Source organism: Agromyces neolithicus (assembly GCF_039529735.1).
In the GTDB taxonomy this organism is placed as follows: Bacteria; Actinomycetota; Actinomycetes; order Actinomycetales; family Microbacteriaceae; genus Agromyces; species Agromyces neolithicus.
In genome coordinates this window covers 634547-660112 of record NZ_BAAANJ010000001.1, presented here as the reverse complement: position 1 = coordinate 660112, position 25566 = coordinate 634547, and the positions used below count along the sequence as shown (strand labels likewise).

Genomic DNA, 25566 nt, shown 5'->3' with positions numbered 1-25566 from the left:
CCTGAGCGAGCCACCCGATGAACGCCGCATCCCCGCACCGCGTCAAGCTCATCCTGCTCGTCGCCACGCTCGCCGCGCTCGTGATCGCGGGCCTCATGCTCGAGAGCGCCCGGCTCGAGCGGTTCATGGCGCTCATGCCCACCGGGCCGAGCGCCGACATGGCGACCGGAGTCGTCGCCGCGGTCGCGCTCGGCGTCGCCATCTGGGCGATCGTGCGCATGGCCTCGGGCGCGCGCGGCCGCTCTCGTCGGCGTGCCCTCGAGTCCAGCGTTCGAGGAGACGTGAGCAGCGGCATCCGAACCCGCATGCTCGTCGCGCGCCTCAACGAGCTGCGCGTCAGCGAACCTCACGAGATCAAGCTCGCCGCGCGTTACTCGATCGTCACCGACGAGCTCGGCGTCGCGTTCTGGAACGGCGGCCGTCGTCCCCGCCGAGCGATGCACTTTCCGTGGCGCGAGGTGCGCAACATCCGCGCCGACTCGATGATCGTCGGCGGCTCGGTCGTGTCCGTGCTCGTGCTGCGGGTGCGGCGCGGCGGCACGAGCGTCGAATTGCCGATCATCCTCGGTGCGCCGCGGGCCGGTTCGTACGCGCTGTCGGATGCCCCGTTCTTCGCCGTCGTTCGCAGCTGGAAGTCGATGCACCGCGACGCCCTGAAGGCCGAGGGAATCGAGCCGCCACCGATCACCGGGGCGATTCCGATCATCCGATCGGGGCAGGTGTACTCGCCCGCCGGGTGACGCTCAGTGTCAACCCGGGGATTCCTCGCCTTCGACCGAGGGTAGAATCGCTGGGTGCTCATCTGCCTCACCGCGAGCCACAAGAACGCCGGGTTCGACACACTCGAGCGTCTTTCGGCGCACGCCGAGCTCGCCGCCCCACGCATCGTCGACCGTCACGACGCGCTCCAGGGTGCGGTCGTCGTCGCCACCTGCAACCGGTTCGAGGCCTATCTCGACCTGAACATGCCCGAGGGCACCTCACCGGTCGGTGCCGTGCACGAGGCGATCCGCGCGGTCGGAGACGTCGCCGGTCTCGAGGCCGACGAGCTGCGTGCCACATTCGGGTTCGTGCACGGCAATGCCGTCGCGGGGCACCTCTTCTCAGTGGCATCGGGGCTCGAATCGGTCGTCGTCGGCGAAGGCGAGATCGCCGGCCAGGTGCGCCGGGCGCTCGAGCAGGCGCGCGCCGAGGGCACCACGACTCCCGACCTCGAGCGACTGTTCCAGCGCGCCTCGCAGACGTCGCGCAAGGTGAAGAACGAGACCGGAATCGGCAGCGCCGGCCGCTCGCTCGTGCGCCTCGCGCTCGACCTCGCCTCGAGCCGCGTCACCGACTGGTCGGCTGCGCGCGTGTTGCTCGTCGGAACCGGCAACTTCGCGGGCGCGTCCCTCGCCGCGCTGCGCGATCGCGGCGTCACCCAGGTGCGCGTGTACTCCCCCTCGGGCCGGGCTGCCGGCTTCGCGGCGAGCCACGACATCGAGGCGGTCTCAGACGCAGACTTCGCCTTCGCCGCCGCTGCCGCCGACGTCATCGTCACGTGCACCACCGCCGACCACCAGGTCGTCGACCGCGTGCTGCTCGAGGGCGGGCGGGCGATGCTCATCGATGCCCACCGCACCTCGGCGCCGGTGCTGTCCTCGTTCAGGGCGTGGTGCCCCACGCCCTCGGCCGCGGCCGATGCGCAGCAACTCGTCATCGACCTCGGCATGCCGCGCAACGTCGCCCCCGACGTCGTCGAAGTGCCCGGCGTCGAACTGCTCGACCTCGAGACCATCCGCATCCACGCACCGCTCGAAGAGCTCGGCGCCACCGATGCCGCCCGCGAGCTCGTCGGCAAGGCAGCGCGCAGCTTTCGCGAGGCCCGCGAGGCCGACGACGTCACGCCGACCGTCGTCGCGCTGCGGCAGCACGTGAGCGACATCCTCGATGCCGAGATCGCACGCGCCCGCTCGCGCGGCGACGACGACGGACGCGCAGAGGCGGCGCTGCGCCACATGGCCGGCGTGCTGCTGCACGAGCCCATGGTGCGGTCGCGCGAACACGCGCGGGCGGGCGATCAGAGTGCCTGGATCGACGGCGTGGCTGCGGTCTTCGGCGTGGTCGCCGAGACGGCGGCAGATGACGCGGGGTCGTTGCCTGAGGCCGAGTCGGGTCATCCGGCAGGGCAGCGGCGCTGAGTCGGTCAGGCCGGCTCGATCGCGCCGGCTCGTCGTCGGCGGCTCGTCGCACCGGCTCGTCGTCGGCGGGCGATACGCTTCCCGACATGCATGACTCCGCCGGCTCGTCGTCGGCGGGCGATACGCTTCCCGACATGCATGACTCCGCCGGATCCGTGACTGATTCCGATCGCGCTGCGCTCGCGGCGGCCGACGGCCCGCCCGCGCTGCGCTTTCCCTATGACGCGACCGTGCTCACCGATGAGCCGCTGCGCACCGAACGTCTCGTGATGCGCCCGCTCGAAGCCTCAGACGCCGCCGACGTGTTCGAGTACCAGCGGCTGCCCGAGGTGATTCGGTTCCTGCCATGGCCCGCGCGCGATCGCGAGCAGGCATACGAGCACACCGCGAAACGCGCGGCCGGCAGGGTGCTCGGGGCTGATGAGGATTTCATGGTGTTCGCGCTGGTGCTGCCCGGCGAGCCTTCGGCCGGGGACGCCGGCTCGGCCGTCAGCGCTGGGGATGCCGGCTCGGCCGTTGGCGCCGGGCGGGTCATCGGCGACATGATGGTGCGCGTGTCGAACACGCAGCACGCGCAGCTCGAAGTCGGATGGGTGCTGCACCCCGACTACCAAGGGCGCGGGTACGCGCGCGAGGCAGCCCGAGCGCTGGTCGACTTCACGTTCGCGACCCTGAACCCGCATCGGGTGACGGCCTTCCTCGACGCGCGCAACGCGGCATCGGCCACCCTCTGTGAACGACTCGGCATGCGCCGCGAAGCGACCATTCTCGAAGAGGAATACAACGACGGCGAGTGGACCGATACCGCGATCTACGGCATCCTGCGCCGCGAGTGGGCGGCTGGGCGGGGGTAGACGCCCTCCTCCACAACGCGGTTTGTCCACAGGGTTGTTCACATGTTGTCGAATCTTCGTTCGAGTGTCGGTGGCTGCTGGGAGGATGTGGTCATGTCCGAGACGTTGCCTGACTTCGCTGGTATCACCGGTGGGTTGCGGGCGTTCGGGCTGACGCCGGCGGTGTTTCACGCGGCCGATGATCGGGCGTTGGTGGTCGCGCTCGAGACGATCTCGGTGTTGCGGCACGAGGTCGAGCGGCATCAGGCGCTCGCCGCGGCCGAACTCGCGCGCCGCTCCAGGGCCGGGTTCGGGCAGCAGGGGTTGGCGCGGCGTGACGGGCACACCTCGGCCGGGGCGATGCTGCAGTCGATCACGAGGTCGTCGAAGCGTGACGCGGCCGCGCTGGTCGCGGTGGGTGAGATGGTCGCCGACGTCGAGGCCGCCGCCGAACTCGACCGCCTGCGCCACGACGACCCCGACATCGCGGCCGTGCTGCCCGAGGTGGCGCCGCCGTGGTTCGCAGCCCTCGGGGACGCCGTCGTCACCGGGCTGCTGACGGTCGCGGTGGCCGACGCGATCCGCTCGGGCCTGGGCGAACCCGGCGGCGACGCCGACGAGGGGTGCCTTCGAACCGAACTCGAGACCCTGATCCCCCTCTGCCGCACCGTGCATGCTGATGCGGCGCGGCGGGCCGCCCGGCAGGCCCGCGACCGCATCGACACCGCAGGGGTGACCGCTCGTGCCGAGGCGCAGCAGGTCGCGCAGTTCTGGCGGGCCTGGGTCAAACCCGACGGCATGGTGCGCGGCGAGTTCGAACTCGAACCCGAAGCCGGCATGTACGTGAAGGCGGTGTTCGACCAGCTCACCCACCCCCGCCTGATCGAACCCAAGGTGCGGCGCGGGTTCGGCGACCCGGTACACGGCGACCAGGCCTACGCCGACGCGAAAGCGACCCGCGAACGCAACGCCGCCGACGGGCTCGTCCAGTTGCTCCACGCCGGCGCGAGCGTCGACCCGGGCCGGGTGCTGAACCTGCAGAAACCCTCGGTGCGTATCGTGGTCAACGAACACACCCTGACCACCGGGCACGGGTCGGGCATGATCGAGGGCCACCCCGACCGCATCCCCCTCACCAACGTGCACACCGGGCTCTGTGCCGGGTACCTGCCGATCCGATTCGGGGAACAGGGCGAGTGTCTTGACCTGGGCCGTGACGAACGCCTCTTCACCGCGAAACAGAAGACCATCCTCGCCGTCCGCGACGGCGGCTGCCTCGACCCCGACTGCACGAGGCCCCCGTCCTGGTGCGAAGCCCACCACATCGACCACTGGGCCCGCGACGACGGCAGAACCGACCTCGCCGACGGCATCCTCCTCTGCCGAAGAGACCACTTGCGGCACCACAACCAAGGCTGGGAAGTCCGCCGCGACGGCACCACCTACTGGCTCATCCCACCACCCGGCATCGACCCCGAACAGACACCCCGGTTGATGCGACCCAAGACCCCCACCGACATCATCAACCCCATCGACCCGACGCGACTGCCCGTCATAGGCGCCCACGCGAACGCACACGCGAACCCGCACGCACCGAACCGACAACCGCTCCACGCCACCGGGTAGAACTCTGCCCACCACCCGGACGGGGTAGATACCCGGCGAGCCGAGCGATCGCACGCCCCGGGGTCGAAGTGTTCCTTGCGCCGGGCTCGGTTCGTCTCAATCACCGGGGGTGAACTCCACGCGCCGCCGTCAGCGCACGCCGTCACACCCATGCTCAGATCGCTCGTCCCCCGGACGGATCCGACCCGCCGCCCGCCTCGGGGATGCGCAAGATGAATCGGCAACCGCCGTCGAGGTTCTCGACCGACACACCTCCGCCGTGCAGCTCCGCGACTCGCCGCACGATCGAGAGACCGGTCCCGGTTCCGCCTCCGGGGCCGGGAGTGCGTGCCGACGAACCACGCCACCCCGGCTCGAACACCCGCGCGAGGTCGGCTGCGGCAATCCCGCCGCACCCGTCGGCAACGGCGACGGCGACCGAGTCGCCGGCACCGGGCGAGACGTCGACCCGAACGGTGCCGCCGGCGGGTGTGTTCCGGATCGCATTCACCACGAGGTTCTCGACCGCACGTGCCAGCAGGCCGGCGTCAGCCGACACGATGCCCGCGCCTGCGACCGCACCGGTGAGCGAGACCGACGCGGCCTCGGCGATCGGACGTGTCGACGCGAGCACGTCCGAGACCACGTCGCCCACGTCGGTCGGTGCCCGTTCGAGCCGAACTCCCGGCGAGTGCAGTCGAGAATAGGCGAGCAGGTCGTCGACCATCGCGCTCATGCGGGCGTTCTCGGTGAGGATGCCGCGGAGGGCATCGGCCGGCTCGGCGACCGCGTCTTCCGCGGCCTCCGCAAGGGCGCGCACCGCCGAGAGCGGGGTGCGCAGGTCGTGCGAGATCCACGCGACGACTTCACGGCGACGCGCCTCGGCGGCCGCGTCACGCTCTCGGGCGGCGAGAGCCGCGGCCCGCTCGACCCCGAGGCGGTGAGTGCGCACGGCGAGCACGAGCCCGACCGCGAGCGCCGCGGGCACGGCGGCAGCGAGCAGCCACAGCACGGCCGACACGGCCGAGTCGGGCAACACCATGGTCTGCACGCTCGTCGCCACCCCGGCGGCGAGCGCGGCGATCACCGCGAGCGGGCCGAGCACGGCGGCGAGCGCCGGCCGCCGCCGTGCGACCGCGAGCACCACGACGGCCCCCGCGAGCCCGACGGCCGCCGCGACGATCGCGGCGACGGCGAGAGCCGGCAGCATGTCGAGTTTCATGCGTCGCCGTCCCAGCGGTAGCCGACCCCGAACACGGTGGCGATCAGGCGCGGCCTGGCCGGGTCGGCCTCGATCTTCTCGCGAAGCCGGCGCACGTGCACGGTGACGGTCGACAGGTCGCCGACCTCCCAACCCCACACCTCGCGCAAGAGCGTCTCGCGGTCGTGCACGACGCGGGGGTGTGCGAGGAACCAATGCAGCAGATCGAATTCGCGCACCGTGAGCTGCAGCTCATGGCCGTCGCGCCAGGCGCGATGCGCGACCGGGTCGAGCGAGAGCCCAGCATCTTCGAGCACCGTCGACGCACGGGGACCGGCCGTGCGCCGCAGTACGGCCTGCACCCGCAGCACGAGTTCGCGCGGACTGAACGGCTTCACGATGTAGTCGTCGGCGCCCGCCTCGAGCCCCAGCACCCGATCGTCCTCCTCGCCGCGGGCGGTGAGCATGAGCACGGGCAGATGCGGCCGGTGGGCGCGCAGCCTGCGGCAGACCTCGATGCCGTCGAGACCCGGCAGCATGAGATCGAGCACGACGGCATCGGGGGCGGATGCCTCGGCCGCGGCGAGTGCTGAAACGCCGTCGGCGGCGCGGGCGACGTCGAGTCCGGCGCGTTCGAGGTACGCCGCCACCACGTCCGCGACGGTGGCGTCGTCGTCGACCACGAGCACACGTGTCACGAGCCCAGCGTAGAGCCCGCGCGCACCGGCCTGGTCGAGGCGACTGGATCCGCGAGGCATCCGTCACGAGCCTGTAAGAACACGGTAAGGGCGCCGTCATGGTGTTCGCGACCGCGGCGCGCTGAACTTGCAGGGCAGCCCAACCTGGCTGCCCGGCCACCAGCCGGTCGCTCAGCCGGTCTCGTCCGGTGGAAGGAGATCCTGATGAAACGACTGCTCTCACGCACCGTGCTCGCCGTTGCCGCCGTCGCGGCGCTCGTGCTGGTTCCTACTGCGGCGAACGCGGCGGGGGCGGGCGGCGTCACCGGCCCGGCGTTCTTCGTCGATGGTTCGCAGTACCGCACGGTCGCGACGCCGAACGACCTCTCGGGCACCGGCGGCCCCGCGCATTCGTTCGACGTCATCTACGACTTCGGCGGCGCGCAGCTCAACGTCGCAACCGCCGCCCCCGGCGACCGCGACTACAACGGCGGGCGCTGGACGGTGCACGCACTCTCGTTCCCCGGCGGATATGAGGCCGCGGTCGACGCGGGCGACGCCGATGGTGATGGCGTGCTCGATTACGACGCCGAGCTCATGACGGCGATCGGCGCCGGTGCCGCGATCGACACCGGGGTGGTCGCGTCGTTCACGTGCCCGGTGATTCCGCTGCGGTAGCCACAACGACGGATGCCGCGTGGCGCGTGCCGCGCGGCATCCAGTCGGTTCGGGCGCAGCGCGGCATCCAAGCGGTTCGGGCGACGGCTCAGCCCACGCCGATGAGCTCCTCGAGCCGTGCGATCGGCTCGTACCAGCCGAGGTCGAGGATGAGCGTCTGCAGCTGTTTGTCGAACCCCACGATGACGGCGACGCCGACGAGGATGAACGCGACGCCGACGACGCGCCGGAACCATCCGCGGGGGTCTGCGAGCCACCCGAGCCGGCGCACGAGCGAACGACCGAGCAGGGCCACGAGCAGCAACATCGCGGCGAGGCCGATCGCGTATGCGACCACGTAGCCGAGTCCCTCGACGAATGAGACCGGCAGCACCGCCGCGACGATCAGGGCGTAGGTGGGGCTGCAGCTGCTGAACACCGGGCCGAGGGCCGCGCCGGTGAGGATGTCGCCGCCGAAGCTCTGCCGAGACACCGAGCGGTCGAGCATCGCGGCGCTGCGCGACTGCAGCCCGAGCGCCATCGAGATTCGATCCCACAGCGACGGGAACAACAGGTCGATGCCGAGCAGGATGACGATCGCGCCCGAGATCACCTGCCACACCTGCGGCGGTACGCCGAGCAGCGCGGTGGTCGCCTTCAGCAGCAACGTGAACACCACCACGCTCACGGCGAGGGACGCCGCGATGACATAGGGGCGCCATCTGGCACGCCGCTCGTCTCCGCCGCGCACGATCGAGCCGCCGACGATCACGGGCAGCAGGGGCAGCACGCACGGGGCGGCGACAGTGAGCACACCCGCGGCGAGGGCGAGTACGAGTGAGACGGTCATCAGCCCGGCATCGCGGCGACGAGCGACGCGACCGACGGCTCGTCGTAGAGCACGGCGCTCGAGATCTTCTCACCGGCGTCGTCGACGAACACGATCGTCGTCTGCAGGGTCACGCCGTAGCGCTGGCGCAGGTCGGTGCGGCTGTCGTAGTCGACCTTGAAGACCGTGAGCCCGTCGGGGACGCCTTCCGCGTTCAGGTCGTCTTCGAGGGCGCGGCATTGCGGGCACCAGCTCGCGTGGAAGAACAGCGCCTTCGTACCCGCCGTCGTCTCGACGGCACCGTCGGTGTAGTCGACGTAGGCGCCCGGCGCCGCCGGCGCGGCTGCAGCCGGGGACTCGGATGCCGCGTCGCCGCCCTCGGGCGTCGACGGCGGGGTCGACTCGACGGGGGCGGTCGGCTCGCTCGACGCGGATGCCCCCGGGGCATCGGTCATCGGCCCGGCGCAGCCCGACAGCGCCAGGGCTGTCACGAGCCCGGCCACGAGTACTGCGACGACACCGCCCGTTCGTGCGTACATGATCCACTCCCGCTCGCGGACGACTCGACGGTCGCCTGCTTTCAACGCTAGCGAGCCACGGCTCGGCCCGCGCCGGTGACAGATTACGGATTCATGACGTCACGCCGTGCGGCGCACCCGACACCGCACGGCGGCCGCACGGGCACCGTACGGCACCAGCGCGACTATGCGCCGACGAGGCGTGCGGCCAGGTACCCCTCGAGCTCGGTGAGCGGCACCCGCTGCTGCTGCATGGTGTCGCGATCGCGCACCGTCACGGCGTCGTCGTCGAGCGAGTCGAAGTCGACGGTGATGCAGAACGGGGTGCCGATCTCGTCTTGACGGCGGTAGCGCCGGCCGATCGCGCCGGCGTCGTCGAAGTCGACGTTCCAGTGCTTGCGCAACGACGCGGCGACCTCGCGCGCGAGCGGCGAGAGCCGTTCGTTGCGCGACAGCGGCAGCACCGCGGCCTTCACGGGCGCGAGGCGCGGATCGAGGCGCAACACGGTGCGGGTGTCGACGCCGCCCTTGGCGTTCGGCACCTCTTCGACGTCGTAGGCGTCGACGAGGAACGCCATCAGCGAGCGGGTGAGTCCGGCCGCCGGCTCGATGACGTAGGGAATCCACCGCTCGTTCTTCGACTGGTCGAAGTACGACAGCTCTTTGCCCGAGTGCTCGGAGTGCGTGGTGAGGTCGAAGTCGGTGCGGTTCGCGACGCCCTCGAGCTCGCCCCACTCGCCGCCCGTGAACCCGAAGCGGTACTCGATGTCGACGGTGCGCTTCGAGTAGTGCGAGAGCTTGTCTTCGGGGTGCTCGAACTTGCGCAGGTTCTCGGGGTCGATGCCGAGGTCGACGTACCAGTCCCACCGGTAGTCGAGCCAGTACTCGAACCAGTGGTCGTCGCTGCCGGGCTCGACGAAGAACTCGAGTTCCATCTGCTCGAACTCGCGCGTGCGGAAGATGAAGTTGCCCGGCGTGATCTCGTTGCGGAACGACTTGCCGATCTGCCCGATGCCGAACGGCGGCTTCATGCGAGCAGCCTGCAGCACGTTCGCGAAGTTCGTGAAGATGCCCTGGGCCGTCTCGGGCCGCAGGTAGTGCAGGCCGCCCTCATCTTCGACAGGGCCCAGGAAGGTGCGAAGCATCATGTTGAAGTCGCGTGGCGGCGTCCACTGGCCGCGGGTGCCGCAGTTGGGGCAGGCGATGTCGGCCATGCCGTTCTCGGGCGCGCGACCCTTCTTGTCTTCGAACGCCTCGAGCAGGTGGTCTTCGCGGAACCGCTTGTGGCAGTGCAGGCACTCGACGAGCGGGTCGGTGAAGACGCCGACGTGACCCGAGGCCACCCACACCTGCTTGGGCAGGATCACGCTCGAGTCGAGCCCGACGACGTCGTCACGGCTGGTGACCATGTAGCGCCACCATTGCTTCTTGATGTTCTCTTTGAGCTCGACACCGAGGGGGCCGTAGTCCCACGCTGAGCGGGATCCGCCGTAGATCTCGCCCGCCTGGAAGACGAAGCCCCGGTGCTGGGCGAGCGCGATGACGGATTCGAGACGGCTGGGTGCGGCCACGGTGGCTCCAATGGTCCTAGAGATCGGGGGATTCCCGGAAACGACACGGTGTCACCATCCTACGGGCGGTGGCAAGCGCGGATGTCCCGGCTCAGGCCGCGCGCAGCGAGTCCGGCCCGATCTCGGCGACCGACCGGTGCCCCGCGAGGCCCATCGTGAGGTCGAGTTCGGCGATGTGGTTGCGCACCACCTCGCGCACCCCGTCGGATCCGGCGATCGCGAGCCCGAACGCGTAGGGCCGCCCGATGCCGACGGCGGTCGCGCCGAGCGCGAGTGCCGTGAACGCATCGGCTCCGCCCCGCACCCCGCTGTCGAGAATCACGGGTACCCGGCCACCGACCCGCTCGACGACGCCCGGCAGGGCGTCGAGCGTCGCGACCGATGCGTCGATCTGGCGACCGCCGTGGTTCGAAACCACGAGGCCGTCGACGCCGTGGTCGAGGGCCCGTGCCGCGTCATCGGCATGCATGATGCCCTTCAACAGCACCGGCAGCGACGTGTACTCGCGCAGTTTCGCGAGCGAGTCCCAGGTGAGCGATGGGTCGCTGAACACGTCGAGGAACGTCTCGACGGCGGCCCGTGGCAACGGCGACCGCAGCGCCTCGCGAACCCCGCCGTCGACGAGGCGCGTGTGCGCGCCCGATCGGGCGATCGCGAACGCCGAGGCGAGCAGTGTGGGGGTCACCTTGGGGCGCGGGCCCGAACCACCGCCGCGCGCGACCCGCTCGCGAACGAGCTCGGCGAACACCGGGTCGCTCGTGTACTGCGCGATGCCCTGTCCGCGCGTGAACGGCAGGTAGGCGGCATCGAGGTCGCGGGTGCGCCAGCCGAGCAGGTGCGTGTCGAGGGTGACGACGATCGCCTCGCATCCGGCCCGCTCGGCGCGAGCCACGAACGAAGCGTTGAGGTCGTCGGAGGAGCTCCAGTAGAGCTGGAACCACCGCGAGCGCGAGCCCATCGCCGCGGCGACCTCCTCCATCGGGCGCGACGCCTGGTTCGACAGCACGTACGGCACGTCGAGTGCTGCCGCCGCACGGCCGACCGCGACGTCGGCGTCGGGGTGCGCCATCTCGGCGACCCCGATGGGCGAGAGCACGAACGGCGTCGCCCGGCGCCGGCCGAGCAGCTCGATCGACAGGTCGCGCGACGAGACGTCGCGCAGCACCCGTGGCCAGATCTGCCAGCGGCCGAACGCCGCGCGGTTGGCCGCCATGGTCGCCTCGGCTCCGGCCCCGCCCGCGAGGTACGCGAACGCCTCGGCCGACACAGCCTTGCGTGCGGCGCGTTCGAGTGCAACGACATCGACCGGCACGGCCGGGCGCGTGCCCGAGAGGCCGGCCCGGTAGACCTCGGACTGGGTGGCGCGCCCGTAGCCGCGGTTGTCGTCGTCGGCCATGGGCTCGCTCCTTCGCGATCGGCGGTGCTCGGCACGTGCGAGCCAGCGTAGCGGCGACGCCGCCTATGGTGGAACGGATGTCCCAGATGCCCGACCTGCTCGTGGCGGCGATCGCGCTCGTGCGCGACCGGCGCGTGCTCATGGTCACGGCACGCGACCGCGCGGTGTACTACATGCCGGGCGGAAAGATCGACGACGGTGAGACCGCCGCCGAGGCCGCCGCACGCGAGGCGCTCGAAGAGGTCGCCCTCGTGCTCGACCCCGCCGAGCTCGACGAGCTCTTCGAGGTCGTCGTGCAGGCGCACGGCGAGCCCGACGGCCGGCTCGTTCGCATGCGGGTGTTCCGCGCCCAGACCGACGCCGTGCCGTTCGCCTCGGCCGAGGTCGACGCGCTGCACTGGGTGACCACCGCCGACGCGCACCGTTGCCCACCGGCGGGCGCCGAGGTGGTGGCCCGGCTCGCGGCATCCGGAATCATCGACTGATCGCGCGCACGGCGATGCCATCCCGGTGACTCCGTCACTGATGCGGAATCAGCATCAGTGTCGGAGTCTCCGCCCTAGACTTCGGGAATGGCGACCGATTCGGTTGGCGATCTGCGGATGACCCGCGTCGATGCCGCCCGCTGGTGGGCGCTCGACTATCTCTATGCCGCGAGGCGCCAGCTCGCCGCGCTCGGGCAGATCACGCACCCGAAGCCGCCGGCCGCCTGGAGCCGGGGCGACGCCGACCGGCCCATCGTGCTGCTGCTCGCGGGGGTCTACGAGCACTGGTCGTTCCTGCGGCCCATCGGCGACGCGCTGTGCGCCCGTGGCCACCGTGTGCGCGTCGTGCACGGACTCGGCGCCAACCTGCTCGGCATCGGCGAGACGGCCGACCGTGCCGTGCGGGCCCTCGAGCGAGTGCAGCGGCCAGCGGCCGGATGGGTCGTCGTCGCCCATTCGAAGGGCGGGCTGGTCGGCAAGCGGATGCTCCTCACCGAGGCCGCGGCGCAGATCGGGTTGCGCGGGGTCGTCGCGGTCGCAACGCCGTTCGGCGGGTCGCGCCTCGCCCGGTTCCTGCTCGACCCGGTGCTGCGGGAGTTCGACCCCGGCAGCCCGACGATCGTCGAGCTCGCCGACGGGACATCCGTCAACTCGCGCATCGTGTCGGTGTTCGGCACGTTCGATCCGCACGTGCCCGAGGGCAGCGCGCTCGAGGGAGCGATGAACGTGCAGGTGCCGGTGGCCGGGCACTTCCGCATTCTGGCCGCACCCGAGACGATCGACGCCGTGGTCGACGGGGTGGCGGGTCTCAGCGCCTGAAGCCTCGCTCGCGACCGCCGCTCAGATCGAGTGGGCAGAGATTGCTCTTCAGTGGGGGGATGAAGGGCGATACCTGCCCACTCGATCCCTGCGGGCGCGCCACAACCGGGCAGAGACAGTCGAGTGGGCAGAGATTGCTCTCCCGTGGGGGGACGAAGGGCGATATCTGCCCACTCGATCCCTGCGGGCGCGCGGCGTGGCGTGGGCGCGCACGCGGATGCCGCGACTGGCGCCGTGGTCTCGGCTCAGTGCACGAACTCGAGCAGGTCGCTGCCCACCTGGCGCATGCCGTCGAGTACCGCGAGACGCGACGAGAGCATCGTGTCGGCGTAGTACATCGACACGGCGTACGACACGCTCGCCCGCGGCCCACGCAGCACGCCGACCTCGCTGCGCACGCCCTGGTCGGTGCCGGTCTTGTTCATGAGCAGCACGCTGTGATCGGGTGCGCGGTGCGCGAGCGGGTCGAGCCCGAATGCCGAGGCCACCATCGACAGGTCGGCGTTGAGCGAGAGCCAACCGACGACGCGCTGCGACACCTCGGGCGACACGATCTCGCCGCGGGCCAGCGATGCGAAGAGCCACGTGAGCTCTTTCGCCGACCCGATCGAGAGCTGCGGGGCGTCGTCTGGGCCGCGGTGGTCGCGCACGAGGTCGAGCAGCGCGGTGCGGGTGAGCCCGAGTGTCTCGGTGCGGGCGCGCACCGACTCGAGGCCGATGTGGCGGATGAGCACGTTCGTGGCGAGGTTGTCGCTCGTGGCGCCGACGAGTGCGGCGAGATCGGCGATGGGCAGCGACGACGACTGCAGGTGCTGCCAGATGCCCGAGTCGCCGACGGCGTCGCGCGGATCGCGCTCGAGCACGGTGAACGCCTCGGCGCCCGTGCCGACCAGCCGCGACGCCACCTCGACGAGCAGCAGCACCTTACCGATCGATGCCGTGGGCATGACCACGTGGTCGTCGACCGAGAACAGCACCTTGCCCGTGGCGAGGTCGGTCGCCCGGGCAGACACCTGCACACCCGCGAGCGCGAGCTCACCGAGGGCGTTGAAGCCGCGCGTGAAGTCCTCGTTCGCCTCTTCGGTGCGGTGACGGCCGTGACGGAAGCTGGTGTGTCGTGCGCGGCGCTCGGAACCCTGCGACGACGTCACCACGGTGTTTGCACGCTCTTCCTCTGGGGGCTCGGCGCTCCCCCACCGCTGCCCGCGGCGCGCTCGAGAAGGATGGACTGGACTCTTGCATTGCGGTCGAAACCCGGATCGTCACCGCTCGACACGATGGTCGGAGGGCGGGATCGGGAATCACTCCCAAGCCAGTGTATGTCGCGTCGGCGCCACCGCTGACGCACGACCGGCGCGGCGGGACGACCCCTACCAGATGGTCACGCGCTCGGCCGGGGTGAGCCAGAGCTCATCGCCCTCGTTCACGTCGAACGCCGAGTAGAACTCGTCGATGTTGCGCACGATCTGGTTGCATCGGAACTCGTTGGGCGAGTGCGGATCGATCGCGAGCAGGCGGATTACCTCTTCGTCGCGACCCTTCATCTGCCAGGCCTGCGCCCACGACAGGAAGAAGCGCTGCGCCGCGGTGAGCCCGTCGATGACGGGCGCCTCGTCGACCGACCCGCCGAGTGAGAGCACGTACGCCTTCCACGCGATCGCGAGACCGCCCAGGTCGCCGATGTTCTCACCGATCGTGAGGGCACCGTTCACGTGATGAGCGGATGTCGCGGACGGGACATCGGACCCGCTCGTATCGCCCGTCTCGACGGAGGCGTCGGCTGCGTCGTCGGCTGCGTCGTCGTCGACCGCCGCGCCATCGGCGAGTTGCGCCGGAACCAGCGCATCGAACTGGGCGATGAGCGCCTTCGTGCGCTGCTCGAACGCGGCGCGGTCGTCTTCGGTCCACCAGTCGGTGAGGCGGCCGTCGCCGTCGTACTTCGACCCCTGGTCGTCGAAGCCGTGCCCGATCTCGTGGCCGATGACCGCGCCGATCGCGCCGTAGTTCGCTGCCGCGTCGCGCTCGGGCGTGAAGAACGGGTACTGCAGGATCGCCGCGGGGAACACGATCTCGTTGAACCCGGGGTTGTAGTAGGCGTTGATGGTCTGCGGGGTCATGAACCACTCGTCGCGGTCGATCGGCCTGCCGATCTTGCCCAGCTCGCGATTGAACTCGAACTCGGCGGTCGCCCGCACATTGCCGACGAGGTCGGAGGCGTCGATCTCGAGGCTCGAGTAGTCGCGCCACTTCACCGGGAAGCCGATCTTGGGCGTGAACTTCGCGAGCTTGTCGAGCGCGCGGGCGCGGGTCTTCTCGCCCATCCAATCGAGGGCGTCGATCGACTGGCGGTAGGCCTCGACGAGGTTGGCGACCAGCTCGTCCATCTCTTCTTTCGCCGCGGGCGGGAAGTGCCGCTCGACGTAGATGTGGCCGACCGCCTCGCCCATGGCGCCCTCGACGAGCGAGACGCCGCGCTTCCAGCGCTCGCGCATCTGCGGGGTGCCGGTGAGGGTGCGACCGTAGAAGTCGAAGTTCGCCTCGACGAAGTCGTTCGAGAGGTAGGCGGCGCTCGAGCGGATGACCTGCCAGGCCAGCCAGTCCTTCCACGCGGCGAGCCGGTCTTCGGTGAGCAGCGCGCCGAGACCGGTCACGAACGAGGGCTGGCGCACGACGAGCTCGTCGAAGGCGCCGGCCGGCACGCCCATGGCGTCACGCCACAGGTTCAGGTCGACGGATGACGCGGCGACGACGTCGTTCCACCCGGTGAGGTTGTAGGTCTTCTCGCTGTCGCGCGACGCCACGTTGTCCCAGTGGGCGGCGGCGATCGCGGTCTCGAGGTCGAAGACCCGCACGGCCCGGTCGGCCGGGTCGGCGAGCCGCGCCAGGCCGAACATGCGCTCGAGGTGGGAGTTGTAGGCGGTGCGGATGCCGGCGAACCGCTCTTCGCGGAAATAGCTCTCGTCGGGCAGGCCGATGCCGCCCTGCTCGACGAAGACGAGATAGCGCTCGGGATCACCGGGGTCGTTGTCGACGAAGAGTTGGGCGAACCCGGTGACGCCCTGACGCTCGAGGCGGCCGAGGATCTCGAGCAGGGACTCGACCGAGTCGACCAGCGACACCTCCATGAGCTGCGCGGCGATCGGCGTGGCGCCGAGCAGCTCGGCGTGCTGCTCGTTCATGAAGCTCGCGTACAGGTCGCCGACCTTGCGCGCCTCGGTGCCGGGCTCGGCCTGCTGCGCCTCTTCGATGATCTCGCGCACTGCCTGCTCGGCCTCTTCGTGCAGCACGAGGAACGAACCGTACCTGGCCTTGTCGGCGGGGATCTCGGTGCGCTCGATCCACCTGCCGTTGACGTGGCGGAACAGGTCGTCCTGCGGCCGCACGGCTTGGTCGAGCTCGTCGTGCTGGATTCCTGAGGGCAATGCGACGTCGGTCATTCGAACAGCCTAAGCGCGGCAGGCGACACGCAGCTCAGCGAAGCTGGGCGAACCCCTCGGCCTTCCGCGTCGGACCGACGATCAGGATCGTGTCGTCGGGGCTGAGCACCGTGTCGGCGTCTGCATTGGTCCACTCGGCCCCGGGGTGCTTGTAGGCGGCCACCGTCACGCCGAACTCCTTGCGCAGTCCGGTGGTGCCGAGCGGTATGCCGCAGAGTCGGGCGGGCGGCGACGCCTTCACGATCACGTAACCACGCTCGATCTCGACATAGTCCTGCGCGGCGCCACGCACGAGGTGCGCGACCTTGCGACCCATGTCCTTCTCGGGGTAGATGACGTGATTCACACCGAGCTGCTCGAGGATGAGGCCGTGGCGATCATCGCCGACCTTCGCCCAGATCACCGGGATCTTGAGACTCAGCAGCACCGAGCACGTGAGAATCGACGCCGAGATGTCGTCGCCGATCGCGACGACGACGCGGTCGAACTCGTCGATGGCGAGTTGACGAAGGGCTTCCTCCTTCGTGGAGTCCGCGCGCACGACCTGCGTGAGCTGGCCGTTCAGCGCCTGCACGAGGTCTTCGTCGACATCGATGCCGAGCACTTCGGTGCCGCCGGCCATGAGCTCGAGCGCCAGCGAACTGCCGAACCGGCCGAGGCCGATGACGGCGACCGAGTCGGCCTCGGCGATGCGCCGCGACGTGTCGGTGCCGAAGATCGCGAATCTAGCCAATTGCGGGCCTCTCCTTCGGGTATTCGTAGAGGATGCGGCGATCGCGGAGTGCGATCGCCGAACCGAGGGTCAACGGGCCGAGCCGGCCGAGGAACATGAGCAGCACGAGGATGACCTTCGCTGCGTCGGGCAGGCCGGGAGTGATTCCCGTCGAAAGTCCGACCGTTCCGAACGCCGATACCGCCTCGAAGAGCAGCCGGTCGAGGTCGAGCCCGGTGATGATCATCAGCAGCACCGTCGCGATCACGACCGCCGCGACGGCGATGAGCACGACGGTGATCGCCTGACGGTGCACCGCCCGCGAGAGGCGCTTGCCGAAGATGTTCACGGCGCCCTCGCCGCGCAGCTCGGTCATCATGATGAAGAACAGCACCGCGAACGTCGTCACCTTGATGCCACCTGCGGTTCCGGCCGGCCCGCCGCCGATGAACATCAGCACGTCCATGCCGAGCCAGGTCTCGTCGTGCATCAGGCCGATGTCGACCGCGTTGAAGCCCGCCGTGCGGGTCTGCACCGAGTGGAAGAACCCCGCGAGCACCCGGGCGGCGGGGTCGAGCGCGCCGAGCGTGTCGGGGTTGTTCCATTCGAGCGCGGTGATGTAGACGGTGCCGGCGACGAGCAGGGTCACCGTGCCGGTCAGCACGAGCTTGGTGTTCATCGTCCAGTGCAGGGGCCGCGTGAACTCCTTGCGCAGCTGCATGATCACGGGGAACCCGAGCCCGCCGAGGATGATCGCACCCGCCATCGGCAGGCAGATCCACGGGTCGCTCACGAACCCGATGAGGTTGTCGGTGTACAGCGCGAAACCCGCGTTGTTGAACGACGACACCGAGTGGAACGCGGCATGCCACGCCGCCTCGCCCACCCCGTAGCCGTATCCCAGCAGGAACCGCGGGAACAGCAGCACGAACGTCGCCGCCTCGATCGTGAGCGAGATCAGCACGATGCCGCGCACGAGCCCGCGCACGTCGTCGTACCCCACCGCCTTCGCCTCGCTCACGGTGTTCAACCGCGACCGCACCGACATGCGGCGCGCGAGCAGCAGGCCGATCAGCGCGGCGAAGATCATGATGCCGAGCCCGCCGAGCTGGATCAGCAGCATGATGACGACCTGCCCGAACGGACTCCAGAACGTCGGGGTGTCGAGCACGGTGAGGCCCGTCACGCAGACCGCAGAGGTCGCGGTGAAGAGCGCATCGACGAATGACGGCGACTCGCCCGCCGCAGTCGAGATCGGCAGCATCAGCAGCACAGTGCCCACGAGTATGGCGCCGCCGAAACCGACCACGACGGCCTGCTCGGGGTGCAGTCGAGCGGCACTGCCACGGGACATCCGTCGCCCTGGCCGCAACCGCGCACCGGTACTCACGACGCAACACTATGCCGCATGGCGGTCGACCGCGCGAACGGATGCCGCGACCCGCGCTCGCCGACGCCCGCCCCGCGACGGGTCTGCACGTCGTCGAATCGCACGAAGCCCCGCGATTCACCGTCGGTGGGCGCGAATAGGCTCGAGGCGACATGAGCATGACCGATGCAACCCGTTCCGTCGACCGCGACATCCTGCGGCTCGCGGTGCCCGCCCTCGGCGCGCTCATCGCCGAGCCGCTGTTCCTGCTCGCCGACACGGCGATGATCGGCCACCTCGGCGCGACGCCGCTCGCGGGGCTCGGGCTGGCGAGCGCGATCCTGCAGACCATCATCGGGCTCATGGTGTTCCTCGCCTATGCGACGACGCCCGCCGTCGCCCGTAGGGTCGGAACCGGCGATCGCCGCGGCGCAGTCGCTGCGGGCATCGACGGGCTCTGGCTCGCGCTCGGCCTCGGCGCGGTGCTCGCCGTCGCGGGCTGGTTCGCCGCTCCCCTGCTGGTGGGGGTGTTCGGCGCCGCGAGCGACGTCGCCGCTGAGGCATCCGTGTATCTCTCGATCTCGATGGCCGGGCTGCCCGCCATGCTCGTCGTCTTCGCAGCGACGGGGCTGCTGCGCGGCCTGCAAGACACGCGCACGCCGCTGTGGGTCGCCGGCATCGGGTTCGCCGCCAACATCGCGCTGAACTACGTGTTCATCTACGTGCTCGGGTGGGGAATCGCCGGGTCGGCGTGGGGCACGGTCGTGGCGCAGTGGGGCATGGTGCTCGTGTATCTCGTGGTGGTCGCGCGCCATGCCGCGCGCGAAGGGGCGAGCCCCTGGCCGCATCATGCAGGGGTGCTGCGCGGGGCGCGGTCCGGCGGATGGCTGTTCCTGCGCACCGCGAGCCTTCGAGCGGCGCTGCTGCTCGCCACCTGGGCGGCGACGTCGCTCGGATCCGACGAACTGGCCGCGTTCCAGGTCGCGATCACGCTCTACTTCACGATCGGGTTCGCGCTCGACGCTCTGGCGATCGCCGCGCAGGCGCTCGTCGGGCTCGGACTCGGTGCGGGCGACGTCGCCCGGGTGCGGGCCGTGCTGCGACGCTGCCTGCAATGGGGCGTCGGCGGCGGCGTGGTGGTCGGGGCACTCGTCATCGCGACGGCGTGGGTGCTGCCCGCGCTCTTCACGAGCTCTGCCGGGGTGCAGGCGCTGCTGCCGCCGACGCTCGTCGTGCTCGGGCTCTCGGCGCCGCTCGGCGGGCTCGTGTTCGTGCTCGACGGCGTGCTCATCGGCGCCGGCGATGCGCGCTACCTCGCCTGGACGGGCCTCGTCAACCTCGCCGTGTTCGTGCCGCTCGCGCTGTGGGTCGTCGCCGTCGCACCGCCGGGCGCGGCCGGGCCGGCATGGCTCATGGCGGCGTTCGCGATCGGGTACCTCGCAGCGCGGGCCGTCACGCTCTGGCTGCGGGCGCGCGGTTCGGCTTGGATGGTGACGGGCGCGCCCGCCTGAAAGGAGACGACCATGACCGCACTCCTCGTCACCGGCGGCTCCGGCAAGCTCGGCCTCCCGACGGTCGCGCGGCTTCGAACCGACGGACATGACGTGCGGGTGCTGAGCCGCCGCGAGGGCGAAGGCCACGCTGTCGGCGACCTGCGCACCGGCGTCGGCATCCGCCAGGCGGTCGACGGCATCGACACCGTGCTGCACCTCGCCACACGCAACGGCCGAGGCGACGTCGCGCTGACACGCACCCTGCTCGAGGCGTGCCGGTCCGCCGGCGTCCGTCATGTGATCTACATGTCGATCGTGGGCGTCGACCGCATCTCGCTCGGCTACTACCGCGAGAAGCTCGCGATCGAGCAGCTGCTCGCGTCGTCGGGCGTGCCGCACACGATCCTGCGGGCGACGCAGTTCCACGACCTCGTCGCAAGGCTGTTCAGCATGCAGCGTCATCTGCCGGTCGTCTTCGCGCCGAGCTTCTCGTTCCAGCCGATCGCGACCGAGGACGTCGCAACGCGCTTGGCCGAGCTCGCCGTCGCGGAGGCCGCGGGTCGCGTTCCCGACATCGGCGGTCCCGAGCAACTGCCGGCGGTCGACCTCGCGCGGCAATGGGAGCGCGCGGCATCGGTGCAGCGCAGGATCGTGCCCGTTTCGCTCCCCGGTCGGGTCTTCGCCGGCTACTCGGCCGGATACAACCTCGTGCCGGGTCCCGCCTCCGCAAGCCAGACCTTCGCCGACTTCCTGGCCGAGCGCCACGGAACGCGCGCCTGACTCGTGCACCGCGCCTCGGGCTCGCCCGCGGCGCATCCGAGCTCAACGGGTCGAAGGTCCAGTCGCCGCGCTGCCGATGATGGCCTTGAGCGCCTGGCGAACCTGTTCGAGCTCGGCGCCTCCGACCGTCGCTTCGGCATCGGTGTCGAGCTCTGCCGAGGCGACGACGGCTGCCCGACAGAATTCCGCGCCAAGTCGATCGAGTTCGACGATGATCGCGCGGCGGTCGGAGGGGTCGGGAGCGCTCCGAACGTATCCCGACGCCTCGAGGTCACGCACGAGGACGCTCATCGCCTGACGGCTGATGCCCGCCCGGGCCGCGAGGTCGCTGATGCGAGTGCCATCGGGATCGAGGCTCGAGAAGACGGCGACGTGCGCCATCCGCACCGACGAATGTCCCATCTCGGCGAGCCGGTGAAGCAGCCTGCCCATCGTCATGCCCGAGGCGCGGGCGAGCAGTTGCGCCACGCCATCGCCACTCGCCGCGGCGAACTCCCGCAGCGCATCCCCGTACATAGGCAACTCCATTGACAGATTAGGCAATGTGGTTGACAATAAAGGCAAGGCGATTGCCTTATCCCTGCCACCCCATCATCTCAGAACGGACCAGGACATGACAGACATTGCGATCCCTGCGAAAGGCACGCGGTTGCCCGACCTCGACCTCGTCGACGCGCGCGGCGAATCGCATCCGCTGTCGAATGTCATCGCGGGGCGCTCGGCTGTCGTGTTCTTCATGCGGAGCCACACGTGCCCCGTCTGCCACTCGCACATCCGGGAGCTCGAGCGGCTCGCCGAGCGCGGCGCACTCGCCGATGCGGTGGCGATCGTCGTCACACCGGGCGGAGCGTCGGAAGCCGCCGCGGTGGCCCGCCGCACATCACTGCCCGTCCTCGCCTCCGGAGCGCAGCATTCATCGATCGGACTCGGCAGGTTCCTCTTCCTCCAGCACAGCGGCACCTTCGTCCTCGACCCGACGGGTCACGTGATCTCGGCGAGGACGAGCGCGCTGCCCACGTCGAGCTTCTCCTCGCGAGAGGTCCGAGCCGCGCTCGCCTGAGCGTCGGCGGTCGTGGGGCCTGCCGAGTCAGCGAGTCGCGCGCGATGCACGAGCCGGATGGGGCACGGCGGTCGTGTCGCCGACGTGCAGGGTGCTCGTGAAGCACACCGACTCCCCCGGCTCTCCGGCGAGCAGCTGCACGACCGCCTCGCCCGCGGCGCGGCCCTTCGACACCGAGGGCTGAGCGAGGGTCGTGAGGTCGTGCTGCAATCCGTCGACGCGGATGCCGTCGAATCCGAGCACGCTGAGCTCGGCGGGCACGGCGATGCCCAGTTCTTCTGCGGCGTTGATGACCCCGGCGGCCAGCAGGTCGCTCTGGGCGATGACCGCGCTCGGGCGGGTCGCCGGGTCGGCCAGCAGGGCGAGCCCGGCCTCGCGGCCCTCTTCGATCGAGCTCGCGGCCGCGGCGCGTCCCGTGGCGTCCGGGAACACCTCGCGCGCGCCGGCGAGCCGCTCGCTCGCGGTGTCGGCGGTGCTCGCGGCGATCAGCTCGACAGTCAGCGGGCCACGGGTGCGGTCTGCGTCGAACGGGAGTGTCACGAGCGCGACATCCGCATGCCCCAGTTCGCGCAGGTATTCGGCGCCCCGCCTCGTCGCTGCGCGGTTGTCGATCGAGATCTGGGGAACGCCCTCGCCTGCCGCGCCCTCGATGGCGACCGCTGGGATGCCGCGCCGGCGCAGCACCTCGACGGCGACGCCGAGCCGCGGGCTGCAACCCACGAGCACGACCGCGTCGACCGGCGCGCTCTCGATGCCGACGGCGTTGCCGCCCGCCTCGCCCGTGTCGGTGAGCAGCAGCAGGCCCGCGCCGAGCGGGGCGATGCCCTCGGTGATGCCGTCGAGCATCTGGATCTTCACCGGATCGAGGAACGCAGCCCGCACCCGCTCCTCGAGCACGACGCCGACGATGCCCGAGCGTCCGCGGCGCAGTGACCGGGCGCGAGGATCGGGTCCTGCGTAGCCGAGGTCGGCGGCGGCGGCGAGCACGCGCTCCTTCGTGGCATCCGAAACGGGACCCGAACCGCTGAACGCGAGCGAGGCGGTCGATGCCGACACGCCGGCGCGGGCCGCGACGTCGGCGAGCGTGGGGCGTGCGGGCGCATCGGACTGCATGCGCCCGATTCTAGGCCGAATCGATTCGAGCAGGCCCGGAATGCTTTCACCGATGCGCGCCGAGCGTCGGCGAACTCGCTCCCGGCCGCCGCAGGTCAGGAGAATGGGCCCCATCCCCCGGCCTGGGCGGGGGTGGGGCCGATTCTCCTGAGTTGTGCGAGGGGCGTGCGAGGGCGCGGGCGAGCGGCAAGGACGAGCGGATGTCCCAACTGGGGTCGCGCCGCGAAGCGCCTACTCGGCCGCCGCGGCCACCTCGTCGCGGGCCGCAGCGAACGCCTCGACGCAGCGACGGATCTCGTCGCCTGAATGGGCCGCCGAGAGTTGCACGCGGATGCGCGCTTTGCCCTTCGGCACCACCGGGTACGAGAACGCCGTCACGTACACCCCGCGCGCCTGCAGCGCATCGGCGATGCGCGCCGTGAGCGCGGCGTCCCCGAACATGACCGGCACGATCGCGTGCTCACCGGGCAGCAGGTCGAACCCCTCGGCCTCCATGAGCGAACGGAACAGTGCCGCGTTCGCCTGCAGCTTCTCGCGCAGCGACCCCGACGACTCGAGCAGCTCGAGCGCCTGCAACGTGCCCGCGACGATGGCCGGCGCGAGCGTGTTCGAGAAGAGGTACGGCCGAGCGCGCTGACGCAGCAGCGCCACGATCTCAGCGCGTGCGGCCACGTAACCGCCGGATGCTCCGCCGAGGGCCTTGCCGAACGTGCCGGTCGTGATGTCGACCCGGCCCTCGACGCCGCAGTACTCGGGCGTGCCGCGTCCGTTCGAACCCACGAAGCCCACGGCGTGCGAGTCGTCGACGAAGACAAGGGCGTGGTGCTTGTCGGCGAGGTCGCAGATGTCGGCGAGCGGGGCGATGTAGCCGTCCATCGAGAAGACCCCGTCGGTGACGATCACGCGGCGGCGCGCACCCGCCGCCGCGACGAGTTGCGCCTCGAGGTCTGCCATGTCTCGGTTCTTGTATCGATAGCGGGCGGCCTTCGACAGGCGGATTCCGTCGATGATCGACGCGTGGTTGAGCTCGTCGCTGATGATCGCGTCTTCGGCGCCGAAGAGCACCTCGAACACCCCGCCGTTCGCGTCGAAGCACGACGAGAACAGGATCGTGTCGTCGTAGCCGAGGAACGCCGACACCCGGCGCTCGAGTTCGAGGTGCAGCTCTTGCGTGCCGCAGATGAACCGCACGCTCGCGAGACCGTAGCCCCACTCGTCGAGGCCGCGGTGCGCAGCTTCGACGATGCGCGGGTCGTTCGCGAGCCCGAGGTAGTTGTTGGCGCAGAAGTTCAGCACTTCGCGCCCGGCGACCTCGATCTGCGATGATTGCGGGCCGTGGATGCCGCGCTCGCGCTTGGTGAGGCCCGCGGCCTCGATCTCGTCGAGTTCGGCGCGAAGCTGCGCCTTCACATCTGCGTACATGCTCAGAGCTCCGTCCAGTCGAGGATGACCTTGCCGACGCCGCCAGAGGCGGCCGCGTCGAACGCCGCGCGCCACTCACGCGCGGGGTAGCGGTCGCTGATGATCGAGGCCACCCGCGACCGCAGCTGCGAACTCGTCTGCAGCATCGCGCTCATCGAGTTCCACGTCTCGAACATCTCGCGACCGTAGATGCCCTTGAGGGTGAGCATGTGGGTGACCACCTTGCCCCACTCGACGGCGTACGGCTCGGCGGGAAGGCCGAGCAGGGCCATCCGACCGCCGTGATTCATGTTCTCGATCATCTCGGGCAACGCGCGAGGCGACCCGCTCATCTCGAAGCCGACGTCGAAGCCCTCGCGCATGCCGAGCCGCGGCTGCACGTCGGCGATGCGTTCGCTCGAGACGTCGACGACGGCGTCGGCGCCCATGGCGAGCGCGAGCTCGAGCCGCGCCGGCGACACGTCGGAGGCGACGATGAAGCGCGCGCCGACGTGGCGCGCGACGGCGATCGACATCAGGCCGATCGGGCCGCAACCCGTGACGAGCACGTCTTCGCCGACGACCGAGAACGCGAGGGCGGTGTGCACGGCGTTGCCGAACGGGTCGAAGATCGCGCCGACCTCGGGATCGACGGGCGAGTGGTGCACCCACACGTTCTCGCCGGGCAGCACGACGTACTCGGCGAACGCGCCGTCGCGGTGCAGGCCGAGGCCCTGGGTGCGGATGCACATCTGGCGACGCCCCGCGCGGCAGTTGCGGCACATGCCGCAGACGACATGCCCCTCGCCCGACACGTGGTCGCCGACGGCGACGTCATGCACGAGTTCGCCGACCTCGACGACCTCACCGTAGAACTCATGGCCGGGAACGAGCGGCGCGGCGATCGTCGACGCCGCCCAGTCGTCCCACTTCTCGATGTGCAGGTCGGTGCCGCAGATGCCCGTGCGCAGCACCCGGATCTTCACCTCGGCGGGGCCCGGCTCGGGCTCTGGCCGGTCGACGTACTCGAGTCCTGCGCCGGGGGCGGGTTTGTAGAGGGCCTTCATCTCGTCGAGAACTCCATTGTCTTCGGCGCACGAATCGCTGGGTGCGGCGGCGCGTGCGGGTGGTCCGGTGGGTGTGCCGGATGACTCAGCCATCGTATCGGCGCGAAGTGAGGTCGGCGGTGGCGGGCGCCGCGGGCGGGCCCACCGCCACTGCGGAGATCACCACGATTTCGGAGAGGGAGCGAGGATTCGCTCCGAAGTTGTGGCGATCGCCGAAGATGCGGCGCGGCTTTCCTGCGTCCCGCAAGCGCCACGCGCGGATGCGGGACGATTGGTGCGATCTCGGGCGCCCGGCAGTGGCTTGCGGGCGAATCCCCACGTCGATAAAGTGTTCGAACGAGAATCGAATCGATTCGATACCTC

The 25566-nt window shown here is 70.3% G+C and carries 24 protein-coding genes; 10 read left to right on the top strand and 14 right to left on the bottom strand.

The genetic code is table 11. The annotated features are described in order from the left end of the window. Positions 1-17: 17 nt before the first annotated feature. The 4 genes from ABD164_RS03125 to ABD164_RS03110 all read left to right on the top strand — a co-directional run bounded on the left by ABD164_RS03125 (position 18) and on the right by ABD164_RS03110 (position 4639). Positions 18-740: a hypothetical protein gene (locus ABD164_RS03125; protein ID WP_344293282.1), complete on the top strand. Its 723-nt coding sequence runs from the start codon at positions 18-20 to the stop codon at positions 738-740. 54 nt (positions 741-794) lie between these two features. Next, entirely contained in the window at positions 795-2180 is a 1386-nt protein-coding gene (locus ABD164_RS03120; RefSeq protein WP_344293280.1) for a glutamyl-tRNA reductase, read from the top strand. 86 nt (positions 2181-2266) lie between these two features. Next, complete coding sequence (locus ABD164_RS03115; RefSeq protein ID WP_344293278.1) at positions 2267-3034, top strand: GNAT family N-acetyltransferase; 768 nt, start codon at positions 2267-2269, stop codon at positions 3032-3034. Between the two features lie 93 nt (positions 3035-3127). After that, on the top strand, positions 3128-4639 hold the full coding sequence (locus ABD164_RS03110) for an HNH endonuclease (protein ID WP_344293276.1): 1512 nt from the start codon (positions 3128-3130) through the stop codon (positions 4637-4639). A 154-nt stretch (positions 4640-4793) separates the two neighbouring features. Here the strand turns inward: ABD164_RS03110 and ABD164_RS03105 are convergent, their stop codons facing one another. Then, positions 4794-5840: a sensor histidine kinase gene (locus ABD164_RS03105; RefSeq protein ID WP_344293273.1), complete on the bottom strand. Its 1047-nt coding sequence runs from the start codon at positions 5838-5840 to the stop codon at positions 4794-4796. Beyond that, the gene (locus ABD164_RS03100; protein WP_344293271.1) at positions 5837-6577 is read right to left on the bottom strand and encodes a response regulator transcription factor; all 741 of its coding nucleotides are present in this window, start codon (positions 6575-6577) and stop codon (positions 5837-5839) included. The genes ABD164_RS03105 and ABD164_RS03100 overlap by 4 nt, the downstream gene beginning before the upstream one ends. Positions 6578-6721: 144 nt before the next feature. Between ABD164_RS03100 and ABD164_RS03095 the strand changes: the two genes are divergently transcribed. Continuing rightward, positions 6722-7174, top strand: coding sequence for a hypothetical protein (locus ABD164_RS03095; RefSeq protein ID WP_344293269.1), 453 nt, complete (start codon positions 6722-6724; stop codon positions 7172-7174). An 88-nt stretch (positions 7175-7262) separates the two neighbouring features. Here the strand turns inward: ABD164_RS03095 and ABD164_RS03090 are convergent, their stop codons facing one another. The 4 genes from ABD164_RS03090 to ABD164_RS03075 form a co-directional block, all read right to left on the bottom strand. Further along, complete coding sequence (locus tag ABD164_RS03090; protein ID WP_344293267.1) at positions 7263-8003, bottom strand: cytochrome c biogenesis CcdA family protein; 741 nt, start codon at positions 8001-8003, stop codon at positions 7263-7265. Next, a complete protein-coding gene (locus tag ABD164_RS03085; protein ID WP_344293265.1) occupies positions 8003-8521 on the bottom strand; it encodes a thioredoxin family protein in 519 nt (172 codons plus the stop codon). Before ABD164_RS03085 ends, ABD164_RS03090 begins: the two co-directional genes overlap by 1 nt. Positions 8522-8685: 164 nt before the next feature. After that, entirely contained in the window at positions 8686-10071 is a 1386-nt protein-coding gene (locus tag ABD164_RS03080; RefSeq protein WP_344293263.1) for a glycine--tRNA ligase, read from the bottom strand. A 91-nt stretch (positions 10072-10162) separates the two neighbouring features. Next, a complete protein-coding gene (locus tag ABD164_RS03075) occupies positions 10163-11467 on the bottom strand; it encodes an alpha-hydroxy-acid oxidizing protein (RefSeq protein ID WP_344293261.1) in 1305 nt (434 codons plus the stop codon). 77 nt (positions 11468-11544) lie between these two features. On the opposite strand from ABD164_RS03075, the gene ABD164_RS03070 reads away from it, so the two are divergent. Next, positions 11545-11952, top strand: coding sequence for an NUDIX domain-containing protein (locus ABD164_RS03070; protein ID WP_344293259.1), 408 nt, complete (start codon positions 11545-11547; stop codon positions 11950-11952). Positions 11953-12039: 87 nt separating this feature from the next. Further along, positions 12040-12771 carry an esterase/lipase family protein gene (locus ABD164_RS03065; RefSeq protein WP_344293257.1) on the top strand — a complete coding sequence of 244 codons (732 nt, stop codon included), beginning with the start codon at positions 12040-12042 and terminating at the stop codon, positions 12769-12771. Positions 12772-13016: 245 nt separating this feature from the next. Here the strand turns inward: ABD164_RS03065 and ABD164_RS03060 are convergent, their stop codons facing one another. The 4 genes from ABD164_RS03060 to ABD164_RS03045 form a co-directional block, all read right to left on the bottom strand. Next, positions 13017-13925, bottom strand: a complete 909-nt coding sequence (locus ABD164_RS03060) for a serine hydrolase (RefSeq protein WP_344293255.1) — start codon at positions 13923-13925, stop codon at positions 13017-13019. 216 nt (positions 13926-14141) lie between these two features. Further along, positions 14142-16208 (bottom strand): M13 family metallopeptidase, encoded by a 2067-nt coding sequence (locus ABD164_RS03055; protein ID WP_344293253.1) that lies wholly within the window; start codon positions 16206-16208, stop codon positions 14142-14144. A 34-nt stretch (positions 16209-16242) separates the two neighbouring features. Next, complete coding sequence (locus tag ABD164_RS03050; protein WP_344293251.1) at positions 16243-16941, bottom strand: potassium channel family protein; 699 nt, start codon at positions 16939-16941, stop codon at positions 16243-16245. Beyond that, positions 16934-18274: a TrkH family potassium uptake protein gene (locus ABD164_RS03045; protein ID WP_344293249.1), complete on the bottom strand. Its 1341-nt coding sequence runs from the start codon at positions 18272-18274 to the stop codon at positions 16934-16936. Before ABD164_RS03045 ends, ABD164_RS03050 begins: the two co-directional genes overlap by 8 nt. A 194-nt stretch (positions 18275-18468) precedes the next feature. On the opposite strand from ABD164_RS03045, the gene ABD164_RS03040 reads away from it, so the two are divergent. Both ABD164_RS03040 and ABD164_RS03035 read left to right on the top strand, forming a co-directional pair. Continuing rightward, a complete protein-coding gene (locus ABD164_RS03040; protein ID WP_344293246.1) occupies positions 18469-19800 on the top strand; it encodes an MATE family efflux transporter in 1332 nt (443 codons plus the stop codon). A 12-nt stretch (positions 19801-19812) separates the two neighbouring features. Then, the gene (locus tag ABD164_RS03035; RefSeq protein WP_344293244.1) at positions 19813-20562 is read left to right on the top strand and encodes an SDR family oxidoreductase; all 750 of its coding nucleotides are present in this window, start codon (positions 19813-19815) and stop codon (positions 20560-20562) included. A gap of 42 nt (positions 20563-20604) precedes the next feature. On the opposite strand, the gene ABD164_RS03030 is transcribed toward ABD164_RS03035, so the two are convergent. After that, positions 20605-21078, bottom strand: a complete 474-nt coding sequence (locus ABD164_RS03030; RefSeq protein ID WP_344293242.1) for a MarR family winged helix-turn-helix transcriptional regulator — start codon at positions 21076-21078, stop codon at positions 20605-20607. A gap of 28 nt (positions 21079-21106) precedes the next feature. On the opposite strand from ABD164_RS03030, the gene ABD164_RS03025 reads away from it, so the two are divergent. Continuing rightward, on the top strand, positions 21107-21622 hold the full coding sequence (locus ABD164_RS03025; protein ID WP_344293240.1) for a redoxin family protein: 516 nt from the start codon (positions 21107-21109) through the stop codon (positions 21620-21622). A gap of 27 nt (positions 21623-21649) precedes the next feature. Here ABD164_RS03025 and ABD164_RS03020 read toward each other — a convergent pair whose 3' ends face one another. The 3 genes from ABD164_RS03020 to tdh all read right to left on the bottom strand — a co-directional run bounded on the left by ABD164_RS03020 (position 21650) and on the right by tdh (position 25203). Then, the gene (locus tag ABD164_RS03020; protein WP_344293238.1) at positions 21650-22735 is read right to left on the bottom strand and encodes a LacI family DNA-binding transcriptional regulator; all 1086 of its coding nucleotides are present in this window, start codon (positions 22733-22735) and stop codon (positions 21650-21652) included. 231 nt (positions 22736-22966) lie between these two features. Then, positions 22967-24157 carry a glycine C-acetyltransferase gene (locus ABD164_RS03015; RefSeq protein ID WP_344293236.1) on the bottom strand — a complete coding sequence of 397 codons (1191 nt, stop codon included), beginning with the start codon at positions 24155-24157 and terminating at the stop codon, positions 22967-22969. A gap of 2 nt (positions 24158-24159) precedes the next feature. Beyond that, a complete protein-coding gene (gene tdh, locus ABD164_RS03010) occupies positions 24160-25203 on the bottom strand; it encodes an L-threonine 3-dehydrogenase (protein ID WP_344293391.1) in 1044 nt (347 codons plus the stop codon). Positions 25204-25566 lie beyond the last annotated feature (363 nt).

Coding starts and splice junctions, on each gene's coding strand:
- ABD164_RS03125 (WP_344293282.1), top strand. CDS start 18: ATGAACGCCGCATCCCCGCACCGCGTCAAGCTCATCCTGCTCGTCGCC.
- ABD164_RS03115 (WP_344293278.1), top strand. CDS start 2,267: ATGCATGACTCCGCCGGCTCGTCGTCGGCGGGCGATACGCTTCCCGAC.
- ABD164_RS03110 (WP_344293276.1), top strand. CDS start 3,128: ATGTCCGAGACGTTGCCTGACTTCGCTGGTATCACCGGTGGGTTGCGG.
- ABD164_RS03105 (WP_344293273.1), bottom strand. CDS start 5,840: ATGAAACTCGACATGCTGCCGGCTCTCGCCGTCGCCGCGATCGTCGCG.
- ABD164_RS03100 (WP_344293271.1), bottom strand. CDS start 6,577: ATGCCTCGCGGATCCAGTCGCCTCGACCAGGCCGGTGCGCGCGGGCTC.
- ABD164_RS03095 (WP_344293269.1), top strand. CDS start 6,722: ATGAAACGACTGCTCTCACGCACCGTGCTCGCCGTTGCCGCCGTCGCG.
- ABD164_RS03090 (WP_344293267.1), bottom strand. CDS start 8,003: ATGACCGTCTCACTCGTACTCGCCCTCGCCGCGGGTGTGCTCACTGTC.
- ABD164_RS03085 (WP_344293265.1), bottom strand. CDS start 8,521: ATGTACGCACGAACGGGCGGTGTCGTCGCAGTACTCGTGGCCGGGCTC.
- ABD164_RS03075 (WP_344293261.1), bottom strand. CDS start 11,467: ATGGCCGACGACGACAACCGCGGCTACGGGCGCGCCACCCAGTCCGAG.
- ABD164_RS03070 (WP_344293259.1), top strand. CDS start 11,545: ATGTCCCAGATGCCCGACCTGCTCGTGGCGGCGATCGCGCTCGTGCGC.
- ABD164_RS03065 (WP_344293257.1), top strand. CDS start 12,040: ATGGCGACCGATTCGGTTGGCGATCTGCGGATGACCCGCGTCGATGCC.
- ABD164_RS03055 (WP_344293253.1), bottom strand. CDS start 16,208: ATGACCGACGTCGCATTGCCCTCAGGAATCCAGCACGACGAGCTCGAC.
- ABD164_RS03045 (WP_344293249.1), bottom strand. CDS start 18,274: ATGTCCCGTGGCAGTGCCGCTCGACTGCACCCCGAGCAGGCCGTCGTG.
- ABD164_RS03040 (WP_344293246.1), top strand. CDS start 18,469: ATGACCGATGCAACCCGTTCCGTCGACCGCGACATCCTGCGGCTCGCG.
- ABD164_RS03035 (WP_344293244.1), top strand. CDS start 19,813: ATGACCGCACTCCTCGTCACCGGCGGCTCCGGCAAGCTCGGCCTCCCG.
- ABD164_RS03030 (WP_344293242.1), bottom strand. CDS start 21,078: ATGTACGGGGATGCGCTGCGGGAGTTCGCCGCGGCGAGTGGCGATGGC.
- ABD164_RS03020 (WP_344293238.1), bottom strand. CDS start 22,735: ATGCAGTCCGATGCGCCCGCACGCCCCACGCTCGCCGACGTCGCGGCC.
- ABD164_RS03015 (WP_344293236.1), bottom strand. CDS start 24,157: ATGTACGCAGATGTGAAGGCGCAGCTTCGCGCCGAACTCGACGAGATC.
- tdh (WP_344293391.1), bottom strand. CDS start 25,203: ATGAAGGCCCTCTACAAACCCGCCCCCGGCGCAGGACTCGAGTACGTC.